This window comes from Marinobacter salexigens (assembly GCF_018860765.1).
In the GTDB taxonomy this organism is placed as follows: Bacteria; Pseudomonadota; Gammaproteobacteria; order Pseudomonadales; family Oleiphilaceae; genus Marinobacter; species Marinobacter salexigens_A.
Map to the genome: position 1 here is coordinate 636,924 of NZ_JAHKPV010000021.1, position 21,513 is coordinate 658,436.

Annotated in this window: 20 protein-coding genes; 4 read left to right on the forward strand and 16 right to left on the reverse strand. The window is 53.5% G+C overall.

The features are described 5' to 3' along the window. Positions 1-31: 31 nt before the first annotated feature. A complete protein-coding gene (locus tag KO508_RS16480; RefSeq protein WP_216009372.1) occupies positions 32-1,393 on the forward strand; it encodes a flagellar hook-length control protein FliK in 1,362 nt (453 codons plus the stop codon). Beyond that, on the forward strand, positions 1,390-1,710 hold the full coding sequence (locus KO508_RS16485) for an EscU/YscU/HrcU family type III secretion system export apparatus switch protein (protein WP_216009373.1): 321 nt from the start codon (positions 1,390-1,392) through the stop codon (positions 1,708-1,710). The genes KO508_RS16480 and KO508_RS16485 overlap by 4 nt, the downstream gene beginning before the upstream one ends. Here the strand turns inward: KO508_RS16485 and KO508_RS16490 are convergent. The 16 genes from KO508_RS16490 to flhA form a co-directional block, all read right to left on the reverse strand. Further along, on the reverse strand, positions 1,696-2,799 hold the full coding sequence (locus KO508_RS16490) for an ATP-binding protein (RefSeq protein WP_216009374.1): 1,104 nt from the start codon (positions 2,797-2,799) through the stop codon (positions 1,696-1,698). The two genes, KO508_RS16485 and KO508_RS16490, sit on opposite strands and share 15 nt — an antisense overlap. Further along, positions 2,796-5,078 (reverse strand): ATPase, T2SS/T4P/T4SS family, encoded by a 2,283-nt coding sequence (locus KO508_RS16495; protein WP_216009375.1) that lies wholly within the window; start codon positions 5,076-5,078, stop codon positions 2,796-2,798. Before KO508_RS16495 ends, KO508_RS16490 begins: the two co-directional genes overlap by 4 nt. A 26-nt stretch (positions 5,079-5,104) precedes the next feature. Beyond that, positions 5,105-5,497, reverse strand: a complete 393-nt coding sequence (locus KO508_RS16500; RefSeq protein ID WP_216009376.1) for a DUF2802 domain-containing protein — start codon at positions 5,495-5,497, stop codon at positions 5,105-5,107. 67 nt (positions 5,498-5,564) lie between these two features. Next, positions 5,565-6,053: a chemotaxis protein CheW gene (locus tag KO508_RS16505; RefSeq protein WP_216009377.1), complete on the reverse strand. Its 489-nt coding sequence runs from the start codon at positions 6,051-6,053 to the stop codon at positions 5,565-5,567. Between the two features lie 134 nt (positions 6,054-6,187). Beyond that, positions 6,188-6,973, reverse strand: coding sequence for a chemotaxis protein CheW (locus KO508_RS16510; protein ID WP_216009378.1), 786 nt, complete (start codon positions 6,971-6,973; stop codon positions 6,188-6,190). Next, positions 6,966-7,763 (reverse strand): ParA family protein, encoded by a 798-nt coding sequence (locus KO508_RS16515; RefSeq protein ID WP_216009379.1) that lies wholly within the window; start codon positions 7,761-7,763, stop codon positions 6,966-6,968. The genes KO508_RS16510 and KO508_RS16515 overlap by 8 nt, the downstream gene beginning before the upstream one ends. 177 nt (positions 7,764-7,940) lie before the next feature. Then, a complete protein-coding gene (motD, locus tag KO508_RS16520; RefSeq protein WP_216009380.1) occupies positions 7,941-8,723 on the reverse strand; it encodes a flagellar motor protein MotD in 783 nt (260 codons plus the stop codon). Between the two features lie 18 nt (positions 8,724-8,741). Continuing rightward, entirely contained in the window at positions 8,742-9,482 is a 741-nt protein-coding gene (locus KO508_RS16525) for a flagellar motor protein (RefSeq protein WP_216009381.1), read from the reverse strand. Next, entirely contained in the window at positions 9,482-10,636 is a 1,155-nt protein-coding gene (locus tag KO508_RS16530) for a protein-glutamate methylesterase/protein-glutamine glutaminase (protein WP_216009382.1), read from the reverse strand. The genes KO508_RS16525 and KO508_RS16530 overlap by 1 nt, the downstream gene beginning before the upstream one ends. Before the next feature lie 55 nt (positions 10,637-10,691). Then, a complete protein-coding gene (locus KO508_RS16535; RefSeq protein WP_216009383.1) occupies positions 10,692-12,815 on the reverse strand; it encodes a chemotaxis protein CheA in 2,124 nt (707 codons plus the stop codon). Positions 12,816-12,832: 17 nt separating this feature from the next. Continuing rightward, entirely contained in the window at positions 12,833-13,618 is a 786-nt protein-coding gene (locus KO508_RS16540; protein ID WP_216009384.1) for a protein phosphatase CheZ, read from the reverse strand. A 20-nt stretch (positions 13,619-13,638) separates the two neighbouring features. After that, positions 13,639-14,022, reverse strand: a complete 384-nt coding sequence (gene cheY, locus KO508_RS16545; protein WP_008173086.1) for a chemotaxis response regulator CheY — start codon at positions 14,020-14,022, stop codon at positions 13,639-13,641. A gap of 131 nt (positions 14,023-14,153) precedes the next feature. Further along, entirely contained in the window at positions 14,154-14,897 is a 744-nt protein-coding gene (locus tag KO508_RS16550) for an RNA polymerase sigma factor FliA (protein WP_200361561.1), read from the reverse strand. A gap of 29 nt (positions 14,898-14,926) precedes the next feature. After that, positions 14,927-15,739 carry a MinD/ParA family protein gene (locus KO508_RS16555; RefSeq protein WP_200361562.1) on the reverse strand — a complete coding sequence of 271 codons (813 nt, stop codon included), beginning with the start codon at positions 15,737-15,739 and terminating at the stop codon, positions 14,927-14,929. Positions 15,740-15,811: 72 nt separating this feature from the next. Continuing rightward, positions 15,812-17,128 (reverse strand): flagellar biosynthesis protein FlhF, encoded by a 1,317-nt coding sequence (flhF, locus tag KO508_RS16560; protein ID WP_216009385.1) that lies wholly within the window; start codon positions 17,126-17,128, stop codon positions 15,812-15,814. Between the two features lie 60 nt (positions 17,129-17,188). Next, positions 17,189-19,369: a flagellar biosynthesis protein FlhA gene (flhA, locus tag KO508_RS16565; protein WP_216009386.1), complete on the reverse strand. Its 2,181-nt coding sequence runs from the start codon at positions 19,367-19,369 to the stop codon at positions 17,189-17,191. 225 nt (positions 19,370-19,594) lie between these two features. Here flhA and upp point away from each other — a divergent pair, with 225 nt between their 5' ends. Next, positions 19,595-20,233 (forward strand): uracil phosphoribosyltransferase, encoded by a 639-nt coding sequence (gene upp / locus KO508_RS16570; RefSeq protein ID WP_200361565.1) that lies wholly within the window; start codon positions 19,595-19,597, stop codon positions 20,231-20,233. Between the two features lie 2 nt (positions 20,234-20,235). Then, positions 20,236-21,492 (forward strand): uracil-xanthine permease family protein, encoded by a 1,257-nt coding sequence (locus KO508_RS16575; protein ID WP_216009387.1) that lies wholly within the window; start codon positions 20,236-20,238, stop codon positions 21,490-21,492. Positions 21,493-21,513 lie beyond the last annotated feature (21 nt).

Consider the following 21,513-nt stretch of genomic DNA (forward strand, 5'->3'; position numbering starts at 1 on the left):
AATACTCTTGTCTGGAATCAAGTCAGCAGCGATGAAACTACCCAACGGCCAACAGTCCCCTAATCCTCCGGCTCCGGTTGCTCCCAGGTCGCCACAAATCAATGATGCCAATCAGCCGGGCCGCGAAACCCCAGCCCTGTCTGCCCGCCAGCAACTGGACCAAATCCAGCTTGCAAACCGGGAGACCATTCTGGCCCGCGTGGCAGAAATCATTAACCGACAGGGTAGCCGTAATGCAGAAGTGTTATTGGATGTACGGGGAAAGCAGCTTCAAGTAAACGCCGCCATTGGCGCCACGGAGCTGACCCCCGGCGACTGGGTAAAGGTAATGCGGGCGGGCAACGAACTGCAACTCATGGGTAAACTGGCGGCAACGCCGGAGGCTGCTATTTCTCAGGCGTTAGCACAGCGTATGCCCTGGCAGCAGAGCATCGATAGCGGCTTGGCAAAGCTAATGACGGCACTCAATAAGGGCGTGATTCCAGAACTGACACCCGGCCAATTACCCACAGCCCGAGGTTTACAACCGCTACCAGAGGCGGCACGTCAAGCTCTAGAAACCCTACTGGCAAGGCTCCCGGCCAGTAGTACCCTGACGCCCGGCGCAGGCACCCAAAACAACAGCGTGCAGCAAATCCGCCAGTGGATAGCCGAAAGCGGGGTGTTTGCCGAATCTCGCTTAACTCAAACGCCCTCTTCTACACTGCCCGATTTAAAGCTTGCCCTAGGCCGAATGGTAACCGGGCTTCTGGCTGAGCAAGGCGGCAACCCGGCGACCCTATTCAACCGTCTTACACCATTAGCAAGCCCGGGCCTGATGCAAGCACCCTTGCAATTCCCACAGACGATGGCATCACCGCCGACTGGCAGCGGCTCCGAGCCCACATCGGTAGGTCAGACCCTGCGGATGTTGGCGGGTATGTTGAACCGGATTACGGTCAACCAACTCCACAGCCAGATACTCACAGCGAGAGGCGCAGGCGGCGACGCACCAGCTCCGGCCTCAACTATGATTATGGACTTACCTTGGGTGACACCCCAAAACGAGCCCAAGCTGGCACAGCTGCGCATGGAACAGTACAAAGAAGAGTCTTCAGCCAAAGACCGTAACGAAAAACGGGCAGCGATCAGCGAATGGCGCCTGAATCTCGCCATTGATCTGGAGTTAGCCGGAGCGTTGAACTTTGAGGTTTCCCTGCGCCAGCAGGAGGTTAGTGCCCGGGTATGGGCGGAAAAACAGGAAACCTTAAAGCAGGTTTACGAGGAACTACCGCTTCTGAGACGAAGCTTGGTGGAGCTGGGTCTGGAAGTAACCGATCTGGAGTGCAGGCGTGGCACCCCATCTTACCCTGCGACAAGGTTGGAGCACAGACTGGTGGACACCCGAGCATGAAAGAAAAAAACCAAAGCCAACCATCCGGCAGTGCCGCCGTCGCACTGAAATACGACGGCGAAAAAGCCCCTACCATAACGGCAACAGGCACTTATGAGCTGGCTGATGAGATTATCCGAATAGCCAGAGAACACAATGTCCCCTTGTATGAGAACGCCGAGCTAGCAGGCATTCTTGCGCGCTTGTCCTTAAACGACGAAATACCAGAAAACCTATACAGGGTTATTGCGGAGATTCTTGCCTTCGCCTTCCACATACGCGGCCGCACGCCCGAAGACGCCGGCCGGGACACTCCAGTGCCTTCAATGAATAAGTGAACGCTGCGCCCATACTTGCGCCCAAATGTCCCCCTTACGGGGCGCGATCGCAGTTTCAAAGTAATGTTTGAGACGGCGGCGGTCGTCTGGATGGTCTTTTAGGGCTGAGCCAACGATGTGATGCATCAGTTGCTCAATAGTCATCCTGCCATCGCCGTAATACCACGCGTTCAGGCTCGTTGCATGGGCTACTGATACTGCCTCGGCGGTGGAAAGCGCTGCGCCTGCTAGACGGTCAGTGCTTCGGCCATCCATAGTCTGGCCATTCCGCAACTCATGAAACATGGTTACCAGAACCTCGATCACGGCCTCGTCCAAATCCACACGGATGCCTGCACGTTTGTTCGCCTTGTTCACTTCCCTTAGAACCACGCCTATCTCGTCCGGCAGATTCTTAATCGGCCGAATTTCTTCGAAGTCCAGACGGCGCTTGAGAGCAGCACTCATCTCGTTAACGCCAGCGTCCACACTGTTGGAAGTGGCAACCAGATTAAACCCCTCCCGAGCTAATATTACGCCATGGTCGTCAGGGAGTTCCGGGATTACCACAACTCGATCGGACAAAACCGACAAGATTGCATCCTGCAGAGCCTGCGGGCAGCGGGCAATTTCCTCAAACCGCACCAAGCGGCCTTCCATCATGCCCCGCATTAGCGGGCTCGGCACCAGAGCGTCAAAGCAAGGCCCTTTGGAGGCAAGTATTGATTCGTTCCAGCCATACAGCAGTTGTCGAACGTCAGTAACAGCACCGCCTTGCAAAGCCAGAGTGGAATCACCCGAAATGGCAGCTGTGAGCAACTCGGAGAGCCAAGACTTAGCTGTGCCCGGTTCGCCAACCAGCAAGCAACCCCGGCTGGTACACAAGGAGATGATAACTCGGGTAACCATCGCGCGGTCAGCCACGAACTTGCACTCAATACCTAAACTGTCATCACCCAGAACAAACTTCTCAACCGCTCGTGGCGACATACGCCAGCCCGGCGGAACCGGTCCGAGATCCATGGCGGCTATTCTTTCCAGTTCTTCGCGGAAAATAACCTCGGCCGGCTCACGCTGTGCAGCTTTTTTTTGCGGATTTCCTGCACTCATAACGCCCTCCTTCGACCGCCACGAACTTCAGGTGCCATACGTTCCTGAGGCAGAATACGGGGCAGTTCAGACATGGGAATAACACCCTCAATCACATGATCCAACGCACTGTCACGCATGGTGACCAAACCAGAATCCAGCGCCCGCCAACGCAATTCTCCCACCGGCGGTTGGCTCGATATCGCATTGCGGATATCGGAGTCCACCTCCATATATTCCACAATGGCTACCCTACCCCGGGTCCCACGACCACCGCACTTATCGCAGCCGGCACCTTCGAAACATTGAAAATTATCCGGGGCTCCATTGGGGAAGAGTTCCTCAAGTATTACAGGGTCTGGCGTTGCAGGCTTGCGACAATGCTTGCAGATTCGCTTGGCAAGGCGCTGGGCAATCACTGCCAACAACTCACCGGCAATGGAATTGGGGTGAATACCCAAATCGTACAAGCGCTGCAGGGAGTCCACCGCATCGTTACTGTGCAATGTGGAAAGCACAACGTGGCCAGTCTGGGATGCACGGATCGCTTCCAAAGCGGTTTCTTTATCACGAATTTCGCCGACCATAATAATATCGGGGTCCTGACGCACAAACGCTCGCATGGCATCCGCAAAGTTAAACCCGATATCGCTTCGTACTGGCGTTTGCTGGACATTATCGATGGAATATTCAATCGGATCTTCCACCGTAATGACCTTACGGCGGCCATCGTCTGCAAGCGTCTGCAGCCCAGCATAAAGCGTGGTCGACTTGCCCGAACCAGTAGGCCCAACAACCAGCACAAGTCCCGCAGGGTTATCCAAAAGGCGCTCATAATGTGCGCCAATCATCGGCGACATGCCCAGTTCGGCAATAGTCATAGCGCGACCGGTTTGGGGTAATAACCGGATAACCGCATGTTCACCGTGAAGAGAGGGCTGGGTCTGCACCCGAAGATCGTAGGCAATATCGCCAAGTTGTAAGCGCGAACGCCCACCTTGAGGCAACCTACGCTCGGCAATATTAAGCTCAGCGCGTAACTTTATAACGTTGATAACACCTCGGAGTTCCCGGGGCGTGAGTTGATACTGACCTAAATCCCGCAGGTCGCCGTCTACCCGCAAACGAATCCGTATGCGCTCACCGTACTGTTCTATGTGAATGTCGCTGGCCTTTTCACTCACCGCATCGAGCAAAATTGCCTCGTATACAGATACCAGATAGGGGCTTACATGATCGGTTCCGGTTTCCTGACCTAGAGAGTTATCACGCTTGCCACCATTGCTGGAACCGGGGGTAGATAGAACAGCCTGATCGGCGGCAAACCGGTTGCCTTTGGCGGATAAATCCAACGCTGACCATATTCTTCGGAAATCAGTGGGCGTAACCAGCCAGCACTCTATGGTGTGGTTAGGGCTCATACGCTCCAACTGATCAGTGCGAGCATCCGGGTCATCGGTAACAAACGTCACTGTGCCATTTGTCTGTGCCACAGGAATGATTCGGGACAAATCCAGAAAGGTGCGCGAGAAACGGCGAAATAACTCATCTTTCAAGGTTGGCAACAGCTCATCAGCGTCAGCAAAGACCATTCCACGCTGTTGCGCTAGTGAGCGGTAGAGCTCGATTTCTTCAATGTTCAGACTTCGGCGCAAAACATCCAACACGCGGCAGTTTTCTATTGCCGCCTCGGCCGTAGCTTTGGCCAAAGCATGTTCATCTATCATGCCCAAATCGATCAGGATTTGCTCCGAGTTGCGATTAAAGTCCACCCAACCCAGCGTGCGCACCCGTTCGAGTTTATCGGCACGCTTCACGTACATCGCCATGCTTGGCACAGGTCCGGCCTTGCCTTCAAGGCAAATCAAATTGCCGCCTTCACAAAGATATCGCTTTAACGCATCGCGCTCAGCCATGAAGGTCGTGCACAACACAAAATCACACGGCTGATCGAGCTCTAACTGGCTCTCGGCCGATTGCGCCAGAACATCTACATTATTTACCCCCAACCGGAAAAACCGCTCTCTCGCCGCCTTCGCAACATTCGGGTTTTTCTCGATATAAATAACCCGCTGGGCGAGCTTAGACAATACAGCAGCAAGGTAGCCAGATCCGCCTCCCACATGCATCACAACATCCGCTGGCGTAATCTCCGGCATGATTGATAGGATATGGGCAACGGTTTCTTCGCGGGGGATAGAATGTCCGGTTATGGAAGGAATCAGATCCGAGCCGGTTACATAATCGTTGCGGGATACAGCAAGAAGGGCCTCACGGCCCCTTAAATAAACTTTCTTCATTCATTAACATCCATCGCAGCGTAATGTTAGGCCGCCTGACGTTTTTTCAGCGCTGATACCAGCTCGGCCTCGGGACGGGATATTCCACACGTATTCATAAGATCGTCTATATCTGCACCAAGATCAACCAGCCGCGAGGCTTCATCATAAGAAATACGCAAAGGGTCATTCTGGCGCATCTCGTCTAGAGTTGTACGTAGTTCATGCAGTTGCCGTTCGCACACCACAAGCCGCTGGCCTACGCCCATACTGCCGCTGGCTGTGGCATGCAGCTCCCTGCCGAGGGTATCGCATCGATCCTTGAGCATGGCTCTCAGTTGTCTGTTCTGACGCCCGAGCATAATACCGTGTGCAAAAACCAACGAAATCGCTGTGGCAGTCAGTACCCAGGGAAGATAGGAAGGAATTTCAGTAAACATAATGGACGTCTCCGGTTATTTGCCACGGGAGGCGTCCATCATCAGGCTTGGCCGGTATGGCTCCGGTCTATAGCCCTGCGATTTCAGCCCATTCGTGGTCTGTCAGCATTTTGTCGAACTCGACCAATATGATCAGTTCACCATCCTTGTTGCACACACCTTGGATAAATTTGGCGCTTTCTTCGTTGCCCACATTGGGCGCAGTCTCAATTTCGCTGGCCTTGAGGTACACAACTTCGGCCACGGAATCCACCAGAATACCCATCACCTGATCGGCAGATTCCATCACGACAATTCGGGTGGCATCTGTAATATCGGCATCCGCCAATCCGAACCTGCGGCGGGTATCGATAACCGTCACCACATTGCCACGCAAATTGATAATACCGAGAACGTAATCTGGAGCCCCCGGTACGGGTGCAATCTCCGTGTATCTTAGTACTTCCTGAATCTGCATAACGTTCAGACCATAAGTCTCGTTATCCAGCCGGAAGGTCACATACTGCAAGACCTGACCATCATGGGCCTGATTTTGTTGTCCGCTTGGGGCTGCCATAGCCTGTATCTCCTATTCGGCTGCCCGGCGGGCAACCTGATCGTCAAAAAAACATCATCAGTGCCCAATACTATAGTTAAGGGCACAAACCGTGCCAGTACAGCACGGTTTCATTCCGTAACCGGACCAGCCGGTCAGTTCAAATCTAGATGATGCTCCCGTTCTGCACGTACTAGCAAATCTGCCATGGTGCGCACATCAACCAGAGCACACATCTGCTCAATAACTGTTCCTGCCAACCAGGGCCGCTTGCTGCGAGCCGTGCGCCAGCGCACATCGTCTGGACTTAGAGTGAACGACTGGGCTACGTCATCACAGGCTAGCCCCCATTCGCTGTTATCCAAGCGAATAACAAACCGGTAGTTGTCGCGGGCATTGGCTGGGACTCTTCCAGACATTATCCATTCAGCGGTATCTACAACCCTCAAATTCTGTTCAGAGCTTACACGGATGCCCATGTACCAGAGGGGACTACCAGGAATGGGTCGAATATCTTCTTCAATCCGGTGAATAGCCCCCAACAACACAAGAGGAACCGCCAGTTGTAAGCCAGCGACAGTAAAAATCAAGCATTCAAAAGGCCGCTCTGACCATTCCGGGCGCAGTGCAGGCTCGTCTCGCTCTGGCTCTGGCTCTGGCGTCAGCTTCGGCGTGGAAGCCGCTACAGCAACGGACTCCCGAACCTGCACGGGTTGTGGTGCAACCTTTACCAGAGGCGCGGGTTCGGGTTTAGGCGCCATCACCGGCTTGGGTGCAATGACTGGTTTGGGCGCAGCCACAGGTTTTCGAGTTAGAGCCGGTTTGGGTTCTACAAGCTCCTCACGTAAAGCCGTGTCCGTTGCCGTATGCAGCAACTCGTCCAAATAACTGGCAATGGCCGTGGTCGGATCTGCCGGCTTTGTCAATTTTCCGTCAGCCATGCTGACGCTCCTTCATCGCACCTGTTCTTGCTAACACATCATCCAACAGGTGCCGGTACGCCCGAACACCGTGGGTTTGCGCATCCAGCTGAGATGGAATAATTCCGGCCTGACTGGCATCACGAAATTTCGTATCCACCGGCACCGCAAACTTCCACAGGTTGTCCTGATAAGTTTTACGAAGCTGATTTAGGCTCTTTATCGAAGCCTGAGTGCGCCGGTCAAACATGGTGGGCACGATGGTGTAAGACAACGGGTTCTTCTGGGAGCGCATGATCATCTGCAGGGTGTGCAGCATACGCTCAAGCCCTTTAATGGCGAGGAACTCGGTTTGCACTGGAATAATAAGATGCTGTGCCGCTGCCAACGCATTGACCATCAGAACACCCAGCGAGGGCGTGTTATCAAGAAGAACGTAGTCAAAATCGTCCCAGAGCTGGGTGAGTGCCCGGGAAATAATTAGGCCCATGCCTTCAACGCCAACCATTCGGCGCTCCAACGTTGCGAGCGCCGTGCTCGCTGGCAACAGTGCTAGCCCAGGGGAACTGGTGTCAGTAATAAGCTGAGCAGGAAGGCCCTCAGGTACCTTGCCTTGATGTTGAAACAAATCAAAAACACTGTGTGGGAGCGTGTCTGGATCATACCCAAACCAACTGGTTAGAGAGCCATGGGGATCAAGATCAACCACCAGAACGCGCTTGCCACGCTCCGCCAGCAGGCCACCCAAAGTGACCACAGAGGTGGTTTTACCCACACCACCTTTCTGATTGGCTACAGCCCAGATTCGCACGTTTTTGCTCCAGAAACTACGTTGTTGCGACGCACTAAAATCACCTTGTATCAAGATTTATCGGCCAGTTCCCATGCAACTTGAACGAGTTGCAAACCGGCAGCCTGTTGCCGCTTGAATGAATATTGGTGGAGTAATACAGAAACCGTGCCAGACATTACAGTGCGATTAAACACCTTAGCGCATAACGCCCCGGATGCTGGCCTCACGGGATATCAACAGCACCACACGCCGGTTGCGACGCCGCCCTTCTTCTGTGTCGTTGCGGGCCAGAGGCTGGTGCTCGCCATAACCGACCGCTGCTAGGCGCTCAGGCTCAATGCCTTCCATATCCAACATACGCACAACGGCAGCCGCCCGGGCGGCTGACAGCTCCCAGTTAGACGGAAAACGCTGAGTGCGAATGGGCTGGTTATCGGTGAAACCTTCAACCTTTACGGCGTTGTCCCGGTTCCTGAGAACCCGCGCCACCTTATCCATCACCTCAAACGCGTCATAATGTGGCTCAGCATTACCACTGCCAAAAAGCAGGCTGTCTGGTAGGTTGAGGGAAAGCCAACGATCATTAGTTTCAAGCGTAACCACCCCACGATCAATGAGCTCGTCAAATTCCATCGCCAGTTGGTTTGCCATAGTGCGGAGAGCTTCAGTACGTGACTGCGTTTCCAGCGCAGGGTTTCTTGGCGCCTCAGTTACCTCAGGAGGAATAACGTCCTCCGTGGCAGTGATCTTCGGGCGCGGAGGTTGGTCACCGACTTCGATTGGCTGTAAGGATCGCTGGGGCGCGTTAAAAACGCCGGTAAGCGTCTCGGAAAGCACCTTGTACTTACCTTCATTTACCGAGGAGACAGAATACATCACCACAAAAAAAGCAAACAACAGGGTTATGAAATCCGCATAGGAAATCAGCCAACGCTCTTTGTTGTGCAAATCGTCCTGAGGTTGCCTGCGACGCCGCATATTAAGAACCGGGTTTGCCTACTGCAGGAAGCCCCGCAGCCGCAATTCAATGGATTTAGGGTTCTCACCCTCCGCGATGGCGATTAACCCATCGATCATCATGTCTTCGTACCTTGAGCGCTCTTTAACCAATCCGCGCAGTTTGTTGGCAACCGGAAAAAACAGCAGGTTTGCCAAGGCCACACCGTAGATAGTCGCCACAAACGCTGTTGCGATTCCGCTGCCGAGGGACTCCGGGTTTTCAAGGTTGGTCATTACCTGAATCAGCCCCATGACCGCGCCAATAATGCCAATTGTGGGTGAATACCCACCCATGGCCTCAAATACCCGCGCCGCCTCCAGATTGCGCTGCTCCCTGCAATCCAAATCAATTTCCATAATGCTGCGGATGGTTTCTGTTTCGGCCCCGTCTACCAGCAACTGAAGACCTTTGCGCGCAAAGTTTTCCGGTTCGTTTTCTGCCAGCCCCTCAAGCCCCAACAAGCCTTGCTTGCGGGCCTTTACACTCCAATCAATCACCTTACCGATACCGTCTTCAATACTGATATACGGGGGAACAAACACCCAACGGGCCTGAGCAAAGGCCCGCTTTAATACCGGCCAAGAGGTTTGAAGAATCGTTGCAGCCAAAGTGCCACCAACTACGATAATGGCAGCCGGTCCATTAAACAGTGAGCTCAGTGCCCCACCTTCAAGTAGATTGCCCCCAAGGATGGCGGCAAACGCCAGAACCACTCCGAGCAGGCTTAGGAAATCCATTAGCAGACACCCTCAATGAGTCGAGGGCCGACTTCGTCCAGTGACAAGACTTCATCACTTAGGCCGGCTTTGGCAACGGCCATAGGCATGCCATAAATGACCGACGATTTTTCATCCTGCGACCAGATAGGCGAACCGCTTTGCTTCATCATTCGACAGCCTTCGCGGCCATCTGAGCCCATGCCGGTAAGAATCACACCAAGGGTTTTACCAGGATAAGCCCGGGCGAGAGAGCCGAAGGTAACGTCAACACACGGTCGGTAATTAAGCCTCTCGTCCCCGGGTAAAATCCGGACTCTGGGCTGGCCACTTCGGTTTTCGATCATCATCTGTTTGCCGCCGGGCGCAAGCAACGCCAAACCCGGGCGCAGACTATCGCCGTCTTCCGCTTGCCGGACTTCTATCTTGCACAGTTTATTCAGGCGTTCGGCAAACGCTGGCGTAAAGCTCGCAGGCATATGCTGAACCAGCACAATCGGAGAGGGAAAGTTAGCCGGTAACACGCTCAGCACACGTTGGAGCGCCACTGGCCCACCAGTAGAGGTGCCAATCGCAACAACGGCATAGTGCCGTGCGGGCCCTTTTCGCATAGGCCGTTTGGACGGCTCTTCAGGGAGTGGTTGCGCAGACTGACGGCCAGATGCCAATGGGCGACCAGTCGCGGAAGGCTTAGCCAAGGGCGCACGCGCAGATGGCGAAGTAGGCCTTGGAGATGCTGGTGTCGATGGTGCGGGGGACTGCGACCGACCAGACGGACGGCTGCGGGCAACGTCCAGCACGCGATCAATCAGGATTTTTTGCAGCTGGCTGCCGTCTCTGGCAATTTCCTCGAAGTTTTTCGGTAGAAAATCAACGGCCCCAGCTTCCAGCGCATCCAGTGTTATTCTGGCGCCTTCGTAAGTGAGCGACGAAAACATCAGTACGGGAGTCGGATGCTTTTGCATGATTTCCCGCACAGCCGAAATGCCGTCCATAATCGGCATTTCGTAATCCATGGTAATAACATCTGGGCGTAGTGATGCCGCCAGCTCAACGCCTTCCCGACCGTTAGCCGCCGCACCCACAACGCGGATCTGCCCCGACGAGGTCAATATCTCCGTCAGCCGTTTGCGGAAGAAGCCTGAGTCGTCAACGACCAGGACAGAAACCGTCATCCGTTTCTCCTACCAGTGTACTTTTTTCGTAGAGCCATCAGCCACTAAAGCAATCTTAACTGTATTGCTGCAGCAAGCTAGGCACATCAATAATGAGTGCTATACGACCGTCACCGGTAATCGTAGCACCAGCCATACCGGGTGTTCCTTGTAGCCCGCGTCCCAGCGGTTTGATAACCACTTCTTCCTGACCTACTAACTGGTCTACAACAAAGCCAACCTTGCGGGTGCCCATGGCAACAATAACAACGTGCCCGTTTTCTGGGCGGTCTGATCCTACAGAGCTTTTAACCAACCAGCGCTTTATGTGGAAAAGCGGGAACACATTGTCTCGTACAACAATACACTCGCGCCCATCCACAATATTGGTGCGGGTCAAATCCAGATGGAATATCTCCACCACATTTACCAGTGGCAGAGCAAAAGACTGATCATCAAGCTTAATCATTAAGGTTGGCATGATTGCCAAAGTCAGCGGCACTTTTATGATGATGCGAGAGCCTTTACCCAAGGCTGAAACAATGCTGAGCTGACCGTTGAGCTGGTTGATTTTGGTTTTCACCACATCCATGCCCACGCCGCGGCCAGAGACGTCAGAAATTTGTTCCTTGGTCGAAAAACCAGCGGCAAAAATCAGATTAAAACACTCTGTATCGGTTAACCGGTCAGCGGCATCTTGATCGTAAATTCCTTTTTCTACCGCTTTACGGCGGAGCACTTCCGGGTCCATACCAGCGCCATCATCATCAATGGACAAAAGAATATGGTCCCCTTCCTGTTCCGCTGAAAGAGTGACCGTCCCCTGCCTTGGCTTGCCAGCTTTCTCTCGCAGATCCGGCGCTTCGATCCCATGATCCACAGAGTTGCGAACCAAATGCACAAGTGGATCGGAAAGAGCTTCGACAAGGTTTTTGTCGAGATCCGTATCCTCGCCATGCATGACCAAGCTCACTTCTTTTTTCATACTACGGGCAAGGTCGCGAACAACACGCGGGAAGCGGCCAAATACTTTCTTGATCGGCTGCATGCGAGTTTGCATCACCGCAGCCTGAAGGTCGGTTGTCACCACATCAAGGCTGGAAACAGCCTTGTGCATGTGCTCGTCTTCACTCTCAGAGCCCAATCTCTGAAGCCGATTTCTAACCAGCACCAGCTCGCCCACCATATTCATGATGTCGTCTAAACGCTTGGTATCGACTCGAACCGTGGTTTCCGCCGCAGGCGCTTCTCTAGCGGGTGCAGCTTGTTTAGCAGGCTCTTTAGCCGCTGGCTTTGCTTCGGGTTTCTTTTCGGGTTTGGGCGCTGCTTTTGCGGGCTCGTCATTCGCCTGCGGTGGCTGCGGTTTCACTGGTTCTTTATCGGAGTCGCTGGCTGTAGGGCTTCCGCCCTTGCCGTGAAGCTCATCCAAGAGATTTTCAAATTCGTCGTCAGTGATCAGCTCACCGGTATTACCTGCGTCCGGCGCATCAGCGCTTGTGGCTTCGGCATTGTCGTTTTCAACCGGTTTTGCGACGAACTTGCCTTTGCCGTGGAGCTCATCCAGCAAAGCTTCAAATTCATCATCGGTGATGTCATCGCCGGAGGCGCTATCGTTAGTCTCACTATTCGCAGAGGCCGCATGCTCGTCACTCGCCGGGCTGTTGTCCGGAGCCGAAACAGGCGCATCGCCGTGTAGTGCATCGAGCAATTGCTCGAATTCATCATCAGTGATATCACCGCCATCCTGAGCGCTTTCTACAGAGTCTGCAGCAGAAGTAGGCTCTTCGGCGACAGGCGAAGCAGCTTCGGTTTGGGGCTGTGCAAGTGCATCCAACGCAGCAATCAGCTCATCGGGCGCGGGGGTCAGCTCTTCCCCGTTACGCACCTGATCGAACATGGCATTTACGTAGTCCAAAGCCTCCAGAACAACGTCCATTAGCTCGGAGTCCACTGACCGCTTGTGGTTGCGCAGTATGTCGAACACGTTTTCCGCAGAGTGGCAGCAGTTAACCAGCGCCTCCAGTTGCAGGAAGCCAGCACCGCCTTTTACGGTATGGAACCCACGGAATATAGCGTTGAGCAGATCACTATCATCAGGATGTTGCTCAAGATCTACAAGCTGCTCAGACAGCTTCTCAAGAATTTCCCCGGCCTCTACGAGAAAGTCCTGCAGGATCTCATCATCGGCATCGAACGCCATGGGCTAACCTCTCATATTCAGAAACCGAGACTCGACAGCAAATCGTCTACGTCGTTTTGTCCCGAGACAACATCTTCACGCTCTTCAGCTTTCATCTGAGGCCCCACGCCTTGTTCGGCAGAGACTTCCTCATTATCAATTTGATGCACTGTACCGGTAAGTTGGTCAACATGGCTGGCCATGACCACCAAGCTCAGCATTTGCTCTTCAACCTCTTTAACCAAGGCAGTCACACGCTGAATCACTTGCCCGGTCAAATCCTGAAAATCCTGTGCCAGCAGAATCTCTGAAAAGCTGTTGTAGATGGTGTCTGCGTCCTTGGTGACACTCAGGAAAAAAGCATCAACTCGGCCATAAAGTTCGCGAAATTCGGCAGGCTGCATCTCGCGACGACCTAACCGTTGCCACTCTTCTCTCAGTGAAGCAGCGTCTTCGCGCAATATGTTGGCGATTGGCATACTTTCTTCCACCAGATCCATGGTGCGGTTGGCAGCCTGGCCCGTCATCTGAACAACGTATGCCAATCTGTCGGACGCATCTGTCATCAACGACAGCACTTCTTTCTGTTCCTGGCTGCGGGGATCTATCTGGAAATTACGGATAGCCTCATGCAGCGACCGTGTTAGCCGTCCAACTTCACGATAAAGGCTCTGATCCCTGACTTCACTCAACTGGTTAATCAGATTCATGGCGCCAGCATAGTCGCCGCTTTCAACACATTGGGCGAGTTCTGCTGACTGGTGCCGGAGCTTTTCGGTCACTTCTGGCTCAAGATCCCGGTGGATCTTTTTCTCATCGCTCATACGACCCATCCGATTTTCAGTTACTGAATACGTTCAAAAATCTTCTCGATTTTTTCTTTGAGAACGGCGGCCGTGAAAGGTTTTACCACGTACCCGTTCACCCCAGCCTGAGCTGCTGCCACAATTTGGTCGCGCTTGGCTTCGGCTGTAACCATCAAAACAGGAAGGGTTTTCAAGTTCTCATCAGCCCGCACCGCTTTGAGCAGATCAAAACCGGACATTCCGGGCATATTCCAATCTGTCACCAGAAAATCGTACTTTCCGCTTTTAAGCATAGGTAGAGCGGTATTGCCGTCATCTGCTTCATCAGTATTGGTGAAGCCCAGATCACGGAGCAGGTTTTTGATAATCCGCCGCATTGTGGAGAAGTCATCCACAATGAGAATTTTCATGTTCTTGTCCAAAGGGACCTCCAGTTAGTAAGACCCGGAATTCGTTTAGCCTATGTGCTCAAAGTGTAGCAGGCCGCTGGTTTAACTATGTATTGTCTGGTCTTTATCGCGCTTGTAAAGCACCGGTTACCAAATACTACACTCTAGTTGTGTTCTTCAAGGCGCCATTCAGAAAGTCTGCCACGTAATCGTAACGCTGCCTGACTGTGAATTTGGCTGACCCGGCTTTCACTGACTCCCAGCACAGCACCAATTTCCTTGAGGTTCAGCTCTTCCTGATAATAAAGGCTCAGCACAAGCTTTTCCCGCTCGGGAAGCTGCTCAATAGCCGCAGCCAAATTGCTTCGAAACGAGTCAGACGTTAGACCATCCAACGGATTATCACTGGCTTCTGTCTCTTCTATCGGCAGCTCTCCCGATTCATTGAGCTCATCCAGACTAAAAAGTCGGCCGCTGTTGGCATCAGCCAAAGTGGCGTGATATTCGGAAAGCTCCATATCGAGCTCTTCCGCCACCTCAAAGTCTTGCGCCTCACGGCCCTCGCGATCTTCTACAGCCTTGATTGCCCGGGCAACCCGGCGGGCGTTCCGATGAACAGAGCGCGGCACCCAGTCGCCTTTGCGGATCTCATCGACCATAGATCCACGAATGCGGATTCCGGCATAGGTTTCAAAGGTCGCGCCTTTAGTTGAACTGTAACGCTGGGCCGCTTCCAACAACCCGATCATGCCTGCCTGCATAAGGTCGTCGAGCTGCACCGAGGCCGGCAAACGCGCCATAAGATGAAGTGCAATTTTCTTAACCAGAGGGGCGTGAGTCTCCACTAGTTCTGAGGGACTTTTCACGCCAGTCTGGTGGTAAATTCCCAGATTTTTCGCCAATGTCATGCATCCGGTGTTGTTAGACGGGATCCGTTTCAGACTTCGACGAGCCGCTCCACAAAAAACTCCAAGTGACCGCGAGGAGACGTTGGCAGCGGCCAACTTTCTACCTTCTCCGCCAGCGCCCTGATCGCAACCGAGGCTTTGGCCCTAGGGTAAGCATCCAGCACAGCCTTCTGGCGCTGAACCGCCTTTTTTACAGCCTCGTCGTAAGGCACCATACCTACATATTGTAGTGCCACATCGAGAAATCGCTCGGTAACACGGGTCAGTTTTTCGAACAAATGACGACCCTCCTGCTCACTCCCCACTTGATTTGCAAGAATACGGAAGCGATTAGTGCCGTAATCACGGTTCATCAGTTTAATCAGTGCGTAGGCGTCTGTGATAGAAGTTGGTTCATCGCACACGACCAAAAGGAGCTCTTGTGAGGCTCGCAAAAAACTCACAACCGATTCGGAGATGCCAGCAGCTGTATCCACAATAAGCACGTCAATCTGATCGCCCAATTCACTGAAAGCGTTGATCAGGCCTGCATGTTCCATAGGGCTGAGCTGGGTCATGCGCTGGGTCCCGGAAGAAGCCGGAACAATTTTGATACCTCCAGGGCCGTTCACCAGAACGTCTCTAAGGTCACACTCCCCTGCCAAAACATCCTGCAAAGTATGGTTGGCGGTCACTCCGAGCAACACGTCCAGATTTCCCAGACCAAGATCGGCGTCAAGCAGGACCACGCGCCTGCCTTTCTGTGCCAGTGCAATGCCAAGGTTAACCGAAATATTACTCTTGCCGACCCCGCCTTTGCCGCCGGAAACCGCTATCACCTGTACCGGATGTGCTTTGCTCATACTGTTTATTATCTCTCGCCAGATTTAACCGGACATGGTTCATAGCCGGATACAACTCAGGCCCTCACGACCTCATGCAGTTTCACGCGGGCGTTCCGTATCGGGCACTTGCTCTGCAGCCATTTGCTGCTGAGATATCTTCAGACGTTCAATGGCCAAGCGTACCAAAGGGACCGCTTCAGCATGGTGCAAATCTCCTGGAATTTTTTGCCCGTCTGTGTAGTAGGCCACCGGCAAACCGGTTTCCATCACAAAGCCCAAAGATTCGCCCAGAGTCAGCGCTTCGTCAATTTTTGTCATCACGCAGCCCGCAAGACTTGCCATCTTATAGCAATGCCAGACGGATTTCATAATGCGCGGTTGGCTGGTGGCTGAAACAACTAAATGCGTACGAACCTTATGATGGCTGCGCGCCAATTCTGCCAACTGTTCCTGATAGCCCTTGTCTGAACTGGTCAAACCCGCAGTGTCGATCAGCACCAGATGACGGTCTGATAGCTCATCAAGAATATCATCAAGCGTGTTGCTTTCATCCACAACCCGAACCGGAACGTTCAGTATGCGGCCAAACACAAAAAGCTGTTCATGTGCTGCAACCCGGTATCGGTCTGTTGTAACCAATGCAATGGAATCTGCTCCGTGTTTCAACACATAACGCGCTGCGAGCTTACCAATGGTGGTTGTCTTTCCGGAGCCTGTGGGGCCAACCAACGCGTACACTCCACCCTCGTCCAGCCATTCTTGATGCGGCGTGCGCAGGCCCGTAACGAGCATTTTTAGTGACTGTTTCCAGCCATCTTCCAGCTTACCGCCTTTGTGTCGGCGGGAAAGTGAAACGGCAAGGCTTTGGCTCAGACCAAATTCCTGTAAGCGTTCTGCAAGCCGCTGCTGAACCGCATTGACCCCCGGCTTCTCAGGCTCAACACGTTGGCCGCTCATAAGATCCCGCAAGGAGCTGATTTCTGCACGCATACGCGCAAGCTCATCGGAGTAATTGGGGGTGCTGGCGCTTTGTGAGGACGGCTCTTTGTATTCGTCGCTCGCGGCCTCCTGCAAATCCACAAAGGAGGCTTCGGTATAGCTCTGGCCACGCGCGGCGCGGCTTTCCCGCACGTCTCGAATACGAGTACGGGACCGGCTTAGCTCATCTTCCAGCCGACGATGGCGTTCTGCCTGCATTTCGGCAAGACGTGCTCCGTTGGTGGCTTCACTGGCTTGCTCGCCAAGGCTTTGGCGCGCCATGTTTTCGTCGTAATCCAAAGCCGTGACAATTTCAACGCCGCCATCTACCCGGCGGTTGGAAAGGATGACAGCATCCGGCCCCATCTGCTCACTGACCTGCTTCAGGGCTTCAGCCATGCTTTTGGCAAAAAAACGTTTCACTTTCATGATATTGCATCCTCCACCGGCAACGCATCTCCTGCGCTGTCCGTTCTTTCATCCGCTGGCTTATTGACCAACGGACGCCACGATCGTTATCTGCTTGTTATCCGGTATTTCCTGATAAGAGAGCACATGCAGCCGCTCCACACCGTAACTGGCAAACTTTGCGAGCACCGGCCGTAGCGGCCCGGACACCAGCAAGATGGCTGGCTTACCCAGCATTTCCTGCCGCTGCACACTGTCTTGCAATGAACGTTGCAGCTTCTCCACCATATTCGGCTCCAAAACCATGCCGATATCTTCTAGGCCGCCAGATTGTTGACTCTGCTGAACAGACTTAAGCAACAACTGTTCCAAATCCGGATCAAGGGTAATTACAGGGATCTCTTGATCATTGCCGCAGATACTTTGAACAATCATCCGCCGCAAAGACTGACGCGCTAATGTGGTCAATAGCTTGGGGTCCTGACTCTTCGGATGCACGTTCACTATGGACTCAGCAATAGAGCGCATATCGCGGATAGGCACTTCTTCTTTGAGCAGATTCTGCAGTACCTTTAGCAAGAGGCTGATAGACACAGTGGTGGGTACCAGCTCTTCTGCCAACTTTGGCGAGGCTTTCTCCAATTGATCCAGCCATTTCTGAACTTCTTCATGTCCCAGCAGTTCGTGAGCGTGCTTTTGCAATACCTGATTCAAGTGCGTAGCCACAACGGTGCTTGCGTCCACCACGGTATAGCCCAGCGTCTGAGCTTGATCTTTCTTTTCAGGCTCAATCCAGCTGGCATCCAACCCGAAGGCTGGGTCTTTGCCTTCTATACCTTCTATTTTTCCGAATACTTGCCCGGGATCTATAGCCAGCTCACGGTCTGGATGGATTTCCGCCTCTGCTAACGTGACGCCCATCAAAGTAATGCGATACACATTGGGCATGAGGTCCAGATTGTCGCGAATGTGCACAGAAGGCATTAGAAAGCCCATATCCTGTGACAGCTTCTTGCGTACACCTTTTATGCGGCTGAGTAGCTGGCCGCCCTGAGTCTTATCAACCAGCGGTATCAGGCGATAACCCACTTCCAGCCCGACAATATCCACCGTTGCTACATCATCCCAGCCCAACTCTCGGGTTTCTCCCGGCGCGGGTAGTTGGCGGCCCTGATCACCTCCTACATCGCCGCTCAAGGGGATATCGCGCCCACCGCCCGCCGAAACAACACCCGCGTCACCTCTGCCCGCAAACGCGCCACCCTCTTCAACCGTTTGCCGGTCTTTGTTCCAGATATACCAGGCAGCTCCAGCCGCAAGCCCGCCCAGCCCAAGGAAAGCCACATGGGGCATCCCCGGAATCAAACCAAGCAGAATCAGAATGCCAGCAGCAATACCCAAAGCCTTGGGCGCGCTGAACATTTGCTGCAGAATCTGCCCACCCATATCCTGACTGGAGGTAACCCGGGTAACCATGATGGCAGCGGAGGTAGAAAGCAGCAGCGACGGAATCTGTGCAACCAGACCATCGCCGATGGTGAGTAGCGCGTAACGCTCCATGGCCAACCCAAAATCAAGACCATGCTGAAGCATACCGATGGCAACACCACCAATGATATTGATGGCTAGAATCAATAGGCCTGCAACCGCATCGCCCTTCACAAATTTTGAAGCACCGTCCATGGAACCGTAGAAATCCGCTTCCTGAGCAATCTCTTCCCGCCGGTGCTTGGCCTCATCCTGATTGACCAACCCCGCGTTCAGGTCCGCATCGATAGCCATTTGCTTGCCTGGCATGGCATCCAGCGTAAAACGTGCGCTTACTTCAGAAACCCGGCCCGCACCTTTTGTTACCACCAAAAAGTTGATGATCATTAAAATGGCAAACACCACCAGACCAACAGCATAGTTACCGCCGATCAATACCGCGCCAAAGGATTCAATAACCTTACCTGCGGCATCACCGCCTTCATGCCCTTCCAAAAGCACAATACGGGTAGACGCCACGTTAAGCGCCAAACGCAACAGGGTTGCCACCAACAATACCGTTGGGAAGGACGCAAACTCCATCGGCCGCAGCGCGTACACGCACACCAGCAGAATGACAATCGAAAGCGTGATGTTGAAGGTGAAGAAAACGTCTAGCAAAAACGCTGGCATGGGCAGAATCATCATGCCCAACAGCCCCATCAGCATGATGGGTACGCCGAGGTTGCCCTGCGTCAGGGATTTGACGTTATTGAGGACTAAAGCTCTGTCCATGCCCTAAGCATCTCCGATTTACTGTTTCTGAAGGCGTTTTCAGGGTCGAGATTCTGACACCAACGTATCTTTAACCCTGTTACCGCAAGATCCATACCAGCGCGGTCAAATTTTCACTTGGCAGGTGGCTTTAGATGCCTGACTCACCTTGTAAGATGCGGTATCCTTGCGCCTCTAAATCGCGACATTGCCCCTCAAACCCAGACCCATAAAACAGGTGAGCCCATGCCAGTCCACGAGGTAAGACACCCCCTGATCAGACACAAACTCGGCTTGATGCGCCGCGCCGAGATCAGCACTAAAAATTTTCGTGAGCTAGCACAGGAAGTCGGTGCTCTACTTACCTATGAAGCCACTAAAGATTTCAGCCTGCAGGAAAAGACCATTGAGGGATGGGCGGGGCCGGTCAGTGTGGAGCAAATCCAAGGCAAAAAAATCACTATCGTCCCTATTCTACGGGCCGGATTAGGCATGCTGGATGGCGTTCTTAGCCTAATCCCGGTGGCACGGGTCAGTGTAGTGGGCCAGATTCGAAACGAAGAAACGCTGGAAGCCAATACCTATTTGGAAAAGCTGGTGGGTGAACTGGATCAGCGTATGGCTCTGATTGTTGACCCTATGGTTGCGACCGGCGGCTCAATGATTTCCACTATCGACGTACTTAAGAAAGCCGGAAGTACCGAGATTCGCGCATTGGTGCTGGTTGCTGCACCGGAAGGCATTAAAAATGTTCTGGACAAGCACCCGGACGTTTCCATTTACACTGCGTCTGTAGACGACGGCCTGAACGAGAAGGGCTACATCCTGCCCGGGCTTGGCGATGCCGGTGACAAAATCTTCGGCACCAAGCAAAAGGACAACTGATCATGCAAGATCACAATACAGATTCGGTCTGGAAGCAGGCAATTGCCGGCTCCCAAATGCTACTTGTAGCCTTTGGCGCTCTGGTGCTGATGCCTTTGATCACCGGCCTTGATCCGAACGTTGCACTTTTCACCGCTGGCCTTGGCACATTGATTTTTCATATTGTGACCGGGGGCCAGATTCCGATTTTTCTCGCCTCGTCTTTCGCATTTATCGCACCGGTTATCGCGTCCAAGGGCAAGTTCGGCCTTGAGGAAACACTGGGCGGCCTGATGGCAGCGGGCATTCTTTATATTCTTCTCAGTGGCGCAATAAAACTACGCGGCACCGGCTTTGTAACTCGCCTACTGCCTCCCGTGGTCATCGGTCCGGTCATTATGGTGATCGGTCTTGGGTTGGCACCAGTTGCTGTACACATGGCTTCTGGGCGCACAGGCGATGGCGCTGTTCAACTGATCCCGCAGGCTACCGCCCTGTGGATTGCGATGATCTCTCTTGCTGTAACGATTGTTGCGTCGGTATGGTCCAAAGGCATCTTCCGCCTCATCCCTATCATGTTTGGTGTGATTGTTGGATATGTGCTTTCTGCGTTCGCGGGCGTAGTTGATACGACACCCATTCAGCAGGCACCTTGGCTTGCGGTTCCCAACTTCGTGGCACCAGCATTCAGCTGGGGCGCCATTCTCTTCATGATCCCGGTTGCCATTGCCCCGGCCATTGAGCACATTGGCGACATTCTTGCGATTGGTAATGTGACCCGAAAAAACTATCTTGAAAAACCCGGCTTGCACCGAACGCTGCTGGGTGATGGTTTGGCCACTAGTGCCGCGGCTCTATTGGGCGGGCCACCGAACACCACCTACTCCGAAGTGACCGGCGCGGTGATGCTGACCCGCAATTTTAACCCGAAGGTTATGTGGTGGGCGGCCTGCACTGCCATTGTTTTGGCGTTTGTAGGCAAGTTTGGTGCAGTTCTACAAACGATTCCGGTGCCGGTGATGGGGGGCATTCTGTGCCTGCTATTTGGTTCCATCGCGGTCGTAGGTATGAGCACGCTAATCCGTCATCAGGTTGACCTTTCCCAATCGCGGAATCTGGTTATCGTGGGGGTCACACTGGTATTCGGCATCGGCGGCATGGTGCTAGGCCACCTTGAAGGTATCGCCTTATGTGCGGTGGCGGCCATCATCCTGAACCTGATTCTTCCGGGTAGCCGCGAGGCCTGGGGTAAGGCGATTTACGAGCACAAAGAGAACTGATCTCAACGTTAGTTAGTGCAC

Bases quoted from the DNA above. Each gene is read 5' to 3' on its own strand.
- flhA (WP_216009386.1), bottom strand. From the start codon at position 19,369: ATGGACAGAGCTTTAGTCCTCAATAACGTCAAATCCCTGACGCAGGGC.
- KO508_RS16530 (WP_216009382.1), bottom strand. From the start codon at position 10,636: ATGACGGTTTCTGTCCTGGTCGTTGACGACTCAGGCTTCTTCCGCAAA.
- KO508_RS16485 (WP_216009373.1), top strand. From the start codon at position 1,390: ATGAAAGAAAAAAACCAAAGCCAACCATCCGGCAGTGCCGCCGTCGCA.
- KO508_RS16510 (WP_216009378.1), bottom strand. From the start codon at position 6,973: ATGGCTGACGGAAAATTGACAAAGCCGGCAGATCCGACCACGGCCATT.
- flhF (WP_216009385.1), bottom strand. From the start codon at position 17,128: ATGAAAGTGAAACGTTTTTTTGCCAAAAGCATGGCTGAAGCCCTGAAG.
- motD (WP_216009380.1), bottom strand. From the start codon at position 8,723: ATGCGGCGTCGCAGGCAACCTCAGGACGATTTGCACAACAAAGAGCGT.
- KO508_RS16490 (WP_216009374.1), bottom strand. From the start codon at position 2,799: ATGAGTGCAGGAAATCCGCAAAAAAAAGCTGCACAGCGTGAGCCGGCC.
- KO508_RS16575 (WP_216009387.1), top strand. From the start codon at position 20,236: ATGCAAGATCACAATACAGATTCGGTCTGGAAGCAGGCAATTGCCGGC.
- KO508_RS16540 (WP_216009384.1), bottom strand. From the start codon at position 13,618: ATGAGCGATGAGAAAAAGATCCACCGGGATCTTGAGCCAGAAGTGACC.
- KO508_RS16550 (WP_200361561.1), bottom strand. From the start codon at position 14,897: ATGACATTGGCGAAAAATCTGGGAATTTACCACCAGACTGGCGTGAAA.
- KO508_RS16555 (WP_200361562.1), bottom strand. From the start codon at position 15,739: ATGAGCAAAGCACATCCGGTACAGGTGATAGCGGTTTCCGGCGGCAAA.
- KO508_RS16525 (WP_216009381.1), bottom strand. From the start codon at position 9,482: ATGGATTTCCTAAGCCTGCTCGGAGTGGTTCTGGCGTTTGCCGCCATC.
- KO508_RS16500 (WP_216009376.1), bottom strand. From the start codon at position 5,497: ATGTTTACTGAAATTCCTTCCTATCTTCCCTGGGTACTGACTGCCACA.
- upp (WP_200361565.1), top strand. From the start codon at position 19,595: ATGCCAGTCCACGAGGTAAGACACCCCCTGATCAGACACAAACTCGGC.
- KO508_RS16495 (WP_216009375.1), bottom strand. From the start codon at position 5,078: ATGAAGAAAGTTTATTTAAGGGGCCGTGAGGCCCTTCTTGCTGTATCC.
- KO508_RS16480 (WP_216009372.1), top strand. From the start codon at position 32: ATGAAACTACCCAACGGCCAACAGTCCCCTAATCCTCCGGCTCCGGTT.
- KO508_RS16505 (WP_216009377.1), bottom strand. From the start codon at position 6,053: ATGGCAGCCCCAAGCGGACAACAAAATCAGGCCCATGATGGTCAGGTC.
- KO508_RS16535 (WP_216009383.1), bottom strand. From the start codon at position 12,815: ATGGCGTTCGATGCCGATGATGAGATCCTGCAGGACTTTCTCGTAGAG.